General features: G+C 40.3%; 10 protein-coding genes. 6 read left to right on the forward strand and 4 right to left on the reverse strand.

Translation table 11 applies throughout. The features are described 5' to 3' along the window. Window positions 1-187 precede the first annotated feature (187 nt). Window positions 188-355: a Fur-regulated basic protein FbpA gene (locus MMB68_RS13535; protein WP_075421395.1), complete on the forward strand. Its 168-nt coding sequence runs from the start codon at window positions 188-190 to the stop codon at window positions 353-355. Between the two features lie 49 nt (window positions 356-404). Next, a complete protein-coding gene (locus tag MMB68_RS13540; RefSeq protein WP_016766443.1) occupies window positions 405-608 on the forward strand; it encodes an IDEAL domain-containing protein in 204 nt (67 codons plus the stop codon). A 528-nt stretch (window positions 609-1,136) separates the two neighbouring features. On the opposite strand, the gene MMB68_RS13545 is transcribed toward MMB68_RS13540, so the two are convergent. From MMB68_RS13545 to MMB68_RS13560, 4 genes are all read right to left on the reverse strand, one after another. Continuing rightward, the gene (locus MMB68_RS13545; RefSeq protein ID WP_221782110.1) at window positions 1,137-2,492 is read right to left on the reverse strand and encodes an arsenic transporter; all 1,356 of its coding nucleotides are present in this window, start codon (window positions 2,490-2,492) and stop codon (window positions 1,137-1,139) included. Window positions 2,493-2,922: 430 nt separating this feature from the next. Further along, complete coding sequence (gene menC / locus MMB68_RS13550) at window positions 2,923-4,032, reverse strand: o-succinylbenzoate synthase (protein WP_269870556.1); 1,110 nt, start codon at window positions 4,030-4,032, stop codon at window positions 2,923-2,925. Next, window positions 4,029-4,856, reverse strand: a complete 828-nt coding sequence (locus tag MMB68_RS13555; RefSeq protein WP_277549016.1) for a GNAT family N-acetyltransferase — start codon at window positions 4,854-4,856, stop codon at window positions 4,029-4,031. Before MMB68_RS13555 ends, menC begins: the two co-directional genes overlap by 4 nt. A 26-nt stretch (window positions 4,857-4,882) precedes the next feature. Further along, entirely contained in the window at window positions 4,883-5,689 is an 807-nt protein-coding gene (locus MMB68_RS13560) for a MurR/RpiR family transcriptional regulator (RefSeq protein WP_277549017.1), read from the reverse strand. Window positions 5,690-5,879: 190 nt separating this feature from the next. Here MMB68_RS13560 and MMB68_RS13565 point away from each other — a divergent pair, with 190 nt between their 5' ends. The 4 genes from MMB68_RS13565 (at window position 5,880) to MMB68_RS13580 (ending at window position 11,578) form a co-directional block, all read left to right on the forward strand. Then, window positions 5,880-7,250: a sigma-54 interaction domain-containing protein gene (locus MMB68_RS13565; protein WP_155017038.1), complete on the forward strand. Its 1,371-nt coding sequence runs from the start codon at window positions 5,880-5,882 to the stop codon at window positions 7,248-7,250. A gap of 73 nt (window positions 7,251-7,323) precedes the next feature. Next, complete coding sequence (locus MMB68_RS13570) at window positions 7,324-8,640, forward strand: aspartate aminotransferase family protein (protein WP_277549019.1); 1,317 nt, start codon at window positions 7,324-7,326, stop codon at window positions 8,638-8,640. 63 nt (window positions 8,641-8,703) lie between these two features. After that, on the forward strand, window positions 8,704-10,110 hold the full coding sequence (locus MMB68_RS13575) for a sodium:solute symporter family protein (RefSeq protein WP_277549020.1): 1,407 nt from the start codon (window positions 8,704-8,706) through the stop codon (window positions 10,108-10,110). Window positions 10,111-10,240: 130 nt separating this feature from the next. Then, on the forward strand, window positions 10,241-11,578 hold the full coding sequence (locus MMB68_RS13580) for an MFS transporter (RefSeq protein WP_277549021.1): 1,338 nt from the start codon (window positions 10,241-10,243) through the stop codon (window positions 11,576-11,578). Window positions 11,579-11,666: the final 88 nt, after the last annotated feature.

Below are 11,666 nucleotides of genomic sequence, written 5' to 3' on the forward strand. Positions count from 1 at the left end.
TCATGTATCTCATTTGTTCGTCTTTAGGTTGGATTCATTTAGTTATGTCCCGGCCTCTTTTTATGCATTATTACATAAATTTAACATTTTATTCACAGTAAGCTAAAGGACGGGCCGTATGATAAAGAAAGGTCGTGAAAGATAGAGAAATCATTTCATTTTTAAGTGTAAAATAGGCGGTGTAACGATGACAAAACAAGCTTACTCTCACATACAATGTAAAAAAACATCAATGATTGATTTATTGCTGGATGCAGGGGTTTATAAAAAAGGAAACAAGCAGCTATATGAGCTTACGCTTCAAGAGCTAGAAACAGAATATGAAGCTATTTCACAACAGCGCATATCTCCATGAAATTTTGATACATTGCTAGAATTTGTTATAATAGAGGAAAGGATAGGAGTTGATTTATATCGAAAAGCACCCGACAGACTCGCAGCCCATCCGTATGGATATCCTCGATTCTATATTTGCTAAAATGGTATTAAATAAAGCTATCCGAGATTTTAGAAGAGATCAAATTTTACGTGAAGTCGATCAAACATTAGAAGAAAGAAACAAAGAGAAATTTTTTCAATTAATTGAAGAATTAAAATCAATTTCGTAAAGGGCGTTCGCGCGCTAGAATTTGATTTTATCATTTTAGCATATAAAAACAGGTAAGAAGCGGCATGCTTAGTTACCTGTTTTTTTGTTGTCTTATTGTAAACGAAGGCCTCACATAAGAAATGAACCTTATTACTGAACAGACAAAAAGAGCAAGTCTAATGTACTCACTCTTTTCAGAAAGGTATGGGTGTTACTGAGAAAATGAATGTCACTCTCTAAATGTTGCGTGTGGGGTTTAGAAAGTTCTATGCAACTGCATATTTTCTAATTCATTCGCTCTATGTATTGTTAAAGTAACAATATAACCATATCTTATCACATGAACGAAATTCGATTCAATATATTTATTGATTTTCTTTTTAAATTGTTCTAAATAATTAGTGAATGTAAAAAAATGTTTTTATTGGGTGAATGTGTATCTATAAAAAAACAATAGAAAAATCTAGTGGGTTTTTATGAAAGACATTTGTTTATTTCTGACGGACTGTAAGCTTCAAAAGAGTACAATCCGTCCTGTAAATCAGTATTAAGAAAAAATGAGCTGAACCCAGTAGAATAGGAGGAAAAGCGTAACGATGGTGGTAAGCGGGATAACGATAAGTGATACTTTTAAATAATCTTTCCATTTTACCTTGATATGATTTTCTTTTAAAATATGCATCCAAATAAGAGAAGCCAGTGTTCCAATCGGCAATAAAAGCGAGCCCATATCACTTCCAATAATATTAGCAAGGTAAATAGTTTTAAGAGTAATAGGATCGAGCCCCATTTCAGTCAAGGTAATGGTTCCGACCATTAAAGCAGGGTGATTGTTAAACAAGTTAGAGAGAATGGAAACAAGTCCTCCCATGATAAAGCTTGCTTCAAAAAGCCCTCGATTCACAATTGGTTCGCAAATTTTTACAAGTAGATCTGTCAATCCTACGTTATGCAATCCGTAAATAATAACGTACATCGAAAATGCAAAAACGAAAATGTGCCACGGCGTTTTCTTTAAAATATCAATCGGGTTTGTACGTAAGTGATACCATCTCCAAATAAGTAGGATCAGTGAGCCCAGTACAGCAACCAATTCGATTGGTATGCCGAAATAAGAGGCGACAAATAGGAGACAGCGCATAACAAACACAAATAATAAAACTTTCAGCATAAATTGTGTGCGTTTACGTTTTGTTTCAACAGAAATGCTTCCTTTTAAGGGGTGAAATTGTTTCGTAAAGAAACTCTCTTCTATATCTTTTGAAGCATGCGGCAGTTTTTTTGGCAAATGGCGTTTTACGACCGTATACATGAGCCAAGACATAAATAATAAACCAAGTGTCGCCGGTACAAACATCATCGCCGTGTGCATATAAAGCGACATATGAACAATTTTTAAGGCAATCAAATTGACAATATTACTTACACCTATAGGCGCGCTGGAAGCGGTAGCAATAAGCGCTCCACTTAAAAGGTAGGGGATCTGCTGATGGGGTTTTAGCTGAAGGTTTTTCAAAAGTAGAATTAAAATTGGAGTGGTAATTAAAATACTGCCGTCATTATTAAATAGTAAAGTCATTAAAAAGCAAAGCAGTTGAATGTACCAATATAGCCGGTACCCTGAGCCTTTGGATAAACTCACTAGTCGTGCAGCTGCCCAGTGGAAGAATCCAAAACTTTCTAATATGACGGCCATGACAATGGTGGCAATAATGGTGATAGAAGCGCCACTTATTTTCCCGAGAATATCAACGATGTCTGATTTGGATACAATGCCTGTAAGTAGGATAATGGCTGCTCCTATGGATGCCGGCCATGCTTCGTTGATGCCGTTTGGCCTCCAAAAAATGACGAGCATTGTCATTGTAAACACGAAAATGGCAATTCCAATTTCAATATTCATCAGTATGCTCCTTTCTTCTAAAATTTGTAATGAATATACCCTTGCATGTCCCTTACACTCTATTTATATTCATTTATTCCTAGAAGGATTGTGCATAAGACCATTTTTGCTAATATGTTTGTTTATCTTGTCAAGGCACGTGTCATATCGAGAGAGGAGCCTATGAAAAAAGGCTGGGACATAACTAAACCCATCCAATCTAAAGAGAACTCAATTGGATAAAGGAACTAGTAGGCATTGCTTTTTAAAACGCTGTTGATTTCCAGGCCAGACTTTGCTTTCCGCTTGTCCCGCATGAGTCTCCGTCTTGCACATATAAAAGCCACTATATACATGAAACCTACGCTCACCATATCAATAAAAAAATCCGAACCATTCATCGTTCGGATCTTCCTTCAACTAACATACTTTTGTTCCAGCCTGTTTAAGATTAGCAAGTATAGACTTTTTCGTGTAAAGTTAGCGCTTTTATCTGATCGTGATCAGGTTCATAGCCGATGCCTGGTGTATCAGGAACGGAAATAATCCCGTTGTCGACCGTGATTTCCGGATGAACGATATCACGCGGCCAGTATTTAGATGATGCGGCCGTATCTCCGGGAAGCGTAAAATTGGCAAGTGTGGTAATGGCAATATTATGTGCTCGTCCGATACCGGATTCCAGCATACCGCCGCACCATACTGGCACGCCGTGAGTTTGACAAAGGTCATGAATTTTTTTGGCTTCTGATAGTCCGCCTACTCGTCCAATTTTAATGTTAACAATTTGTGTGCTTCCAAGTTTAATAGCTTTTCGAACGTCTTCAGCTGAATGAATGCTTTCATCTAAGCAAATGGGCGTGCGCATGCTGATCTGCAGTTCAGCGTGATCAATTAAATCATCATGAGCCAACGGCTGTTCAATCATCATTAAATCAAACTCATCAAGCTGAGCAAGGTGATCAGCATCTGCAAGCGTATAAGCAGAGTTCGCATCAACCATCAGGGGAATAGAAGGGAACTCGTTTCGAACTGCGCGCGTCAAGTTAAGATCCCAGCCCGGCTTAATTTTAATTTTGATCCGCTTATATCCTTCATTCAAGCCGGCTTCAATTTTGCGAAGCGTTTCGTCAATCGTAGGCTGGATGCCAACGCTGAGACCAACTTCAATTTGACTTTTACTGCCTCCTAACGCTTTAGATAGAGAGAGGTTTTGCCTGCGCGCATGCAAATCCCAAACTGCGCCTTCTAACGCCGATTTTGCCATGTAATTGCCTCGAATATGAGCAAAGCGTTGAGATACTTCATCAGGATGCTGAATTTCTTTCTGGTGAAGCAAAGGAATTAAAAAATCCTCCATAATGTGCCAGTTTGTTTTGAGCGTTTCTTCTTTATAAAAAGGATCGGCGCACGCTACGGATTCAGCCCAGCCGGATCGTCCGTCTTCGTCTTGAATTTCTACTAAAATAAAGTCTCGATCCACTTCTTTGCCAAGACTTGTGGTAAACGGATGAAGTAAATCCATTTTTAAATGCCGTAAAATGACGTGTTTGATCTTCATTTTTGCACCTCTTTTTTCGTTAAAATGTAAAAATGAACGGGTGCGCTGCTCTCTGGATGCTTCATGAAGCCTGTTACTTCCAATCCCTTTGCAAAACACGTTTGAAATACGTATCTTGTACGCATACGCCAGTCCAATGCAAGAGAAGGAGAGACTTCTTTCATTTGCTGAAAAGCAGATGGGATAGCTACAGCTACAACCTCATCATTTAACAGTTTTTCATCAATACCTGTAACAGAAGGAAATCCTTCATCCGTTAACGTCCATTGAGTGAGCGATGCGTCCATTATTTGATCTGGCGTATAGAGAGGCTGAGCTCGTTTTGTATCCTCTAAAGATGCCCATTCTACAACGAATCGATCAGAAGGCAAGTCGGCATTTAACGGATCATTCATGTCTCCGTAGCAGTTTTCAATATATGTAGAACAAACGGCTCCAAGCTTTCCAATATTTAAATACCCGTTGGCGCTTTCTAACGGATCGTACGTCCAGCTGATATATGAATAACCCTTTTTTTTACTTTCCTGTCGCTGTGCATGCTTAAGTTTGGCACCAATGCCCATGCTGCGATAGGCAGGGTCAACTGCTAATATATGAGAACATAAATAGACACATGTTCCGTCAAACCCGGGAAAGCTATATTGAAAGCCAATCAGCTTTTCATCTAGAAATGCACCGAGAACAAGACCTCCGTTTTTAACAGCGGTCAAAGTTTGGTGAACAGGTGTTGCTTCTTCTTCTCCCCAGACGCGGCTTTCTAATGCGCGTACTTCTTCTAGTTCATTGGTTGTTGTAAGTGAACGAATCGTTAAGGCTTCAGTCATTTGTTTACTTCCTTTCTTTTGATCATTTATTCTAAAAAGATGCCTTGCTCGGCATAGAGCTTTTCTAAGCTTTCCTGCCTTTTTCCAGCCGTTTTTTCATCTCTTTTTTGCATGCTGCTAATTACAACTTGAGATAGGGCAAGAAGCGATAAAATATGTTCGGTTGTGCCGGCTAAAAGCGTGATATCAGCGATTTGGCCTACCGGAGACAAACGGCGGTCTGTAATGGCAATTACTTTCGCTCCTTGTTTTTTAGCCTGCTGAGCTACTTCGAGCGCTTCTTTTGTATAGCGCGGCAGTGAAAATACAACAACAGCAGATTCACTAGTAAGATTGCATAGCGTTTCAAGCAAAAATCCTGTTGGAAAGGATAAAAGAACATGATTGCGAAGCTGATTCATTTTATAATACAGCCAGTAGGCCGCCGTATGAGATTCACGGAAACCTGCAATATACACTTGATCACTTTTGATAAGCGCATCTACAGCTTGAGATAATTCTTTTTCGTCAACAGGGGAAAGCCATTCACTAAAAGGTTTCTTTTCTTCCGCTGCAGAATCAGCTGCAGGCTTGCTAGCTGATTCTTTTGATTCGGCAGAAGAAAGCCATTCTTTTCGCATTAGCTCCTGCAAATCAGAAAAACCATTTAACCCAAGTGCGTAAGCTAGACGAATAACGGTTGTTTCACTGACACCCGCTTCTTTTCCAATTTGCCCAGCCGTGTACAGCGAGCCTTTTTCCGTAAAATTAACGAGAAACTCAGCTACTTTTTTTTGACCGCGAGAAAGGTCAGGGAATTTATGTTTAATTAATTCTTGAAATAATTGATTCATATACCCTCCTAATAAAAGAAGTTATAACTTCATAAAAATATATTAATGCATTTTTAACTTCATTTCAATTGCTGTTTCAAAATAAAAAAAGCCCTCGTGATATAATAAATTGATTATTCAAAAATAAATGCCGTTATTCAAAAACGAATTGTATTTTATTCAAAAATGAATAAGAAAGCAGGGAACATACATGAATTCAGAATGGAATGAAAATCAGTGGATCCTTCATTCATTAAAAGATGATTTGCTTGTGACGGATGAAAAAGGCATCATTGTCCGAATACATGAAGGAACGGGAAACATTTACGATGTAAAAGCTGAAAAACTGTTGGGAAAGTCTGTGTATGAACTTGAAAAACAAGGGCTGTTTACACCAATCGTCACGCCAATTGTGCTTGAAACAAAGAAGAAAATTACGCTTGTCCAAACAACTAAACAAGGCAAGCAAGTGCTCGTTACGGGCATTCCTGTCAAAGATGAAAAAGGAGAGATTAAAAGAATCGTCAGCTATTCTCATGATGTGACGGAGCTTATGGAAATGAAGACATATCTTGATGCGATGGAAGGCGAGATGCAGCGCGTAAAGAGCGAGCTTATGCTGCTACGGAACCAAAACCTATCAACAGAAGGAATTGTATGCAACAGCGATAAGATGCAGCACGTTCTTCGTACGGCCGTTCACGTTTCGAACGTGGACGTAAATATTTTGCTTTTAGGGCAGTCCGGAGTAGGAAAAACGCACTTAGCCAAGCTGATACATAACAAAAGTACAAGAAGCAAAGGGCCGTTTATTGAAGTGAACTGCGGAGCGATTCCAGATCATTTATTTGAGGCTGAACTGTTTGGCTACGAAGCGGGTGCTTTTACCGGTGCATCTAAAAATGGAAAGGTTGGGCTGGTCGAATTAGCAGATGGGGGTACGCTTTTTTTAGATGAAGTGGGAGAGCTGTCACCGGCTCATCAAGTAAAAATCTTAAAGCTCATTCAAGAAAAACAGTTTTATTCCGTTGGAGGAAGAAAGCCTAAAACTGTGGACTTTCGCTTAATTGCAGCGACGAACAAAGATTTAGAAAAAGCCGTTGCTGAAAAAGAATTTCGAGAAGATTTGTATTTTCGTTTAAGTGTTGTACCGATTACCATTCCATCTTTGAATGAGCGCCCTGAAGATATTTTTCCGCTGCTCACACATTTTGCCGAGCAGTTTGAAAAGAAATACAACCGAAAAAGAACGTTTGATAATGCGGTTATTCACGCACTGCTTGCACATGAGTGGAAAGGAAACGTACGAGAATTAATCAATGTGATTGAACACGCCGTGGTTGTGTCTTCACAAACGCTGATTACAATGGAGCATTTGCCGCATTCTCTGCATAGAAAAAAACGGATTCAGCACGTTGAAGAACATGGGGAAATGAAGCTTAATGACGCGTTAAACGAGCTGGAAAAAGAGATATTAGTAAAAGCAAAAAAACAGTATAAAACGACAACAGAAATAGGTGAAGCACTCGGAATCAGTCAGCCTTCAGTTGTTAGAAAATTAAAAAAACATTCCGTTTTTTAACGTCTTTGGCACGCTCTTTGCATGTAAAACAAGTACAAACACATTACTTGATAGATTGCGAGGAGGAAGTCAGATGACGCAGGCATCACTTACACAGTTAATGAACAGTTTACCGGATTTACTAGCACCAAGCATGGCGAAAGATCACCCTAATTTACCCGTGGTAAAAGCAGAGGGCTGCTACTACTACGGAGCTGACGGAAAAACGTATTTAGATTTTACATCAGGTATTGCAACAGCGAATACAGGTCATCGTCACCCTAAAGTTGTACAAGCGATTAAAAATAGCGTTGATCATCTTATGCACGGCCCGTCGGGTGTAATTATGTACGAATCTATTTTACAGCTTGCTGGAAAATTAAAAACAGTATTGCCAAGAGGATTGGACTGCTTTTTCTTTGCCAACAGCGGAACCGAAGCAATTGAAGGAGCGTTAAAGCTAGCAAAATACGTGACGCAAAGACCTTATACGGTTTCGTTTATGGGCTGCTTTCACGGCCGTTCTCTCGGAGCGCTTAGTGTGACGACATCAAAAAGCAAATACCGGAAATTTCTTCAGCCATCGGGCTTAACGTATCAAGTGCCTTATGCAGACGCGACTCAGTGTCCAAAAGGAGAAAATCCGGAAATCTACTGCGTGGAAAAGCTGGAAAGAGATTTTGCCACTTTGTTTAAGCATCAAGTCACACCGGAAGAAGTAGCGTGCATGATTGTAGAACCGGTTCTTGGAGAAGGCGGTTACGTGATCCCTCCGAAAGCGTGGCTGCAAAAAATAAGAGAAGTGTGTGACAGACACGGAATTCTGCTTATTTTTGACGAAGTGCAAACCGGCTTTGGACGCACCGGCGAGTGGTTTGCAGCTCAAACGTTTGACGTGACGCCTGACATTATGGCAATCGCAAAAGGCATAGCATCAGGACTTCCGTTAAGTGCTACCGTAGCTTCCAAACAGCTAATGGAAAAGTGGCCAATTGGTACACATGGAACAACTTTTGGAGGCAATCCCATTGCTTGTTCAGCAGCACTTGCGACGCTAGAGGTATTAAAAGAAGAAAAGCTGATTGAAAACTCAAAATCAATGGGGAAATATGCAGCGGATCAGCTTCAGCATTTAAAAGCGAAGCATGAAGTGATCGGAAGCATTCGTTCAGTAGGACTAATGATTGGAATTGAAATTATTAATCCGAAAACAAAGCAAGGTGACGGAAATCTTCTTCTTGAGATTTTAGACAAATGTTTGGAAAAAGGGGTGCTGTTTTACCTTTGTGGAAATAGCGGAGAAGTGATTCGAATGATTCCTCCTTTAACAATTACAAAAGAAGAAATTGATGCCGGGCTTCGCGTGTTAGACGAAGCATTGACAGAAATCACAAGCCTTCACGTGATCTAAAGCTTTAAGAAGCTCTTTGTTTCAATAAAAGATAAATTGACCCATACTAAGGAGGAATCTGTTATGAACGGACTGGATATGACGGTTATGTTTGTCTATTTTGGCGTATTGGTTGTAGCGGGTATTATTGGCTCGTTAAAAGCAAAGTCATCAGAAGATTTTATTTTAGCCGGACGAAACTTAGGGATGTTTATGTATTTAGGGTGTTTGTCTGCCGTTATTTTAGGCGGAGCGTCGACGATTGGAACGGCTCAGCTTGGCTACGAGCACGGGCTGTCTGGCGTTTGGTTTGTAACGATGATTGGACTTGGAATCATTACGCTTGGCACGATTTTTATCAAGCGGATTTCGTCTTTGAAAGTGACCACTATCAGTGAGCTGCTAGGAAAAAGATATAACGCTCAAGCGCAAATTATCAGCGCCGTTGTTGCCGCGATTTATACGTTAATGGTATCAGTCACTCAAGTGATTGGCATGGGAACAATCATTCATGCGCTGCTTGGGTGGAACATGACGGCCTCGATGTTAATTGGCGGTTCAATTGTTTTGTTCTACACGATTTTAGGCGGAATGTGGAGCGTAACGGTCACTGATATTATTCAGTTTGTTGTGATGACGGTAGCGATTTTTGGATTTATGCTTCCAATGAGCGTATCAGAAGCAGGAGGTCTCAAAGCACTTGCCGGAGATTTGCCATCATCTTATTTTGATTTTTCATCGATTGGATACGGTCAAATTTTTCAGTATTTCCTGTTGTATACGCTTGGTATGGCAGTTTCTCAAGATATTTGGCAGCGGGTATTTACAGCGCGAACAGAAAAAATTGCGCGAAACGGCTCCATTTTTGCAGGCGTGTACAGCATTGCCTACGCGATTGCGGGAAGTGTAATTGGAATGTGTGCGTATTTGCTGCTGCCAAACGCAGAAAGCAGTCAAAGCATATTTGCGACGCTTGCAGTTCAAATTCTGCCTCAAGGGTTATTAGGTCTCGTACTAGCAGGCGTTTGTTCGGCGCTGATGTCAACTGCTTCAGGAACGCTGCTTGCGTCTTCTACGCTGATTAGTAATGATATTATTAAAAAAGTGTGGCTTAAGAATATTTCAGAGAAAAATTATTTAATTTTAACGCGCGTAAATACACTTATTGTTGGCTTGGTTGCTATTATTTTTGCTCTTTGGATTCAAGACGTGCTTGTTGCTCTAGACGTGGCGTATGCCATTTTATCAGGAGCGATTTTTGTTCCGTTTGTTGTGTCGCTGTTTTGGAAAGACATTCATCCAAAAGCCGGAGTTTCAGCGATTGTTGTTAGTACGCTAGTAGTACTTGGAGGTCTATTGATTGAAGGACTTTCTTCTACTACGCCAATTCTATACGGCATTTCAAGCAGCATTATTGTAATGGCAGGGTTTGCGGTTATGGCACGAAACAAAGAACTGTCTGATCAAGAGAAGGTTCAAGAAGATATGTGAATAAGGGGGTAAAAAGCTTCTCATAGTAAAGTGAGAAGCTTTTTAGCATTTTGTGTGCATAAGTATAGACAACAAATGGCAAGGAGGAGTACACTAGACGCTCAGATTATAGAGATAAGGAGATTGTCAAATGAAAAGCAGAACGTCCGTAATGGTTAGTATTGTACTGGCAATGCTAGTGGCTTCGCTTGATTCAACGATTATGAATACGACGATGCCCGTTATTGCAAAAGAGCTTGGAAGATTTGATTTGTACGCGTGGTCGTTTGCTTCGTACATGATTGCAAGCACGATTTTATCTCCGGTAGCGGGAAGATTATCGGATTTATTTGGCCGCAAAAAAGTATTTGGGTTTGGAATCATTGCTTTTTTAATTGGTTCGATGCTTTGCGGCGTGGCAAATACGATGATTCAGCTTGTTCTTTTCCGTGCGGTTCAAGGAATAGGAGCCGGATTTATGGTGGCGTTTCCCGCTATTATTGCCGGAGACTTATTTCCCGTAGAGAAGCGAGGGAAAATTCAGGCGCTGTTTACAACAATGTGGGGATTATCAGCTGTGTTGGCTCCGCTTTTAGGCGCTTTTTTTGTGGATTATTTGACGTGGAGATGGATTTTCTTTATTAATTTACCGGTATGTATCGTGTCATTTCTGACGTTAATGCCGTATCAAGAAAGCTATGAGCCAAAAAGAGCAAAAGTCGATTACATCGGTGCTATTTTATTTGGAGTGGGTGTTACGTCACTGCTACTCGTGACGGTAGTGGAACAAAACCGAGTTGTGTATACAGTCGCTGGACTTATTTTACTAGTCATTTTTTATCTGCATGAACGAAAACATGCTTCTCCGATTGTACCGCTGTCTATGTTCCAAAACAAAACGCTGTCATGGATTAATATCAATGCGTTTATTGGAACAGTAGCTTTATTCGGCACGTCGAGCTACATTCCGTTATTTTTGCAGCGAGTAGCGCATTTGTCACTGTTTATGAGCGGAGTAGCGCTGTTAGGAACGGCGGTCGGATGGATGTCTGTATCCGTGCCGGCAGGCAAATGGATTTTAAAACACGGCTACAGAAAGCTGTTGTTAATTGGAAATGTGCTGCTGGTTGGCTCAGGAACACTTCTGCTTATGCTAAATGAAAGTCACGGCTTCTTCTACGTGTTTTGCGTCATGATTGTACAAGGGCTATCGTTTGGTCTGCTGTCTACGGTTGGAGTCATTGGTGTACAGCAATTAGTAGGAGGACATGAAAGAGGTATTTCAACGTCATTTTTTATGTTTTGCAGAAACATGGGAACAGCAATCGGCGTTACAATTATGGGTGCGTTGCTGACTTCAGGCGGAAGCTTTATGGCAGGCATTCATCACTTGTTTTTATTTGGCTTTGCCGGAAGTATCGTGGCCTTATTAACGTCGTTAAAGATTCAAAACGATACGGAAACAAAGCACAGTCGAGCTGTTAGTTAAGGGAATTTATGCTAAATATGTTTATTTCATAAAAAAACGGGAAGAAACCAAATAAGGTCATAGAATTGCCTGGCAAATCGTAGGCATA

Origin of the sequence: Priestia sp. Y58, from assembly GCF_029522095.1 — a bacterium.
In the GTDB taxonomy this organism is placed as follows: Bacteria; Bacillota; Bacilli; order Bacillales; family Bacillaceae_H; genus Priestia; species Priestia megaterium_E.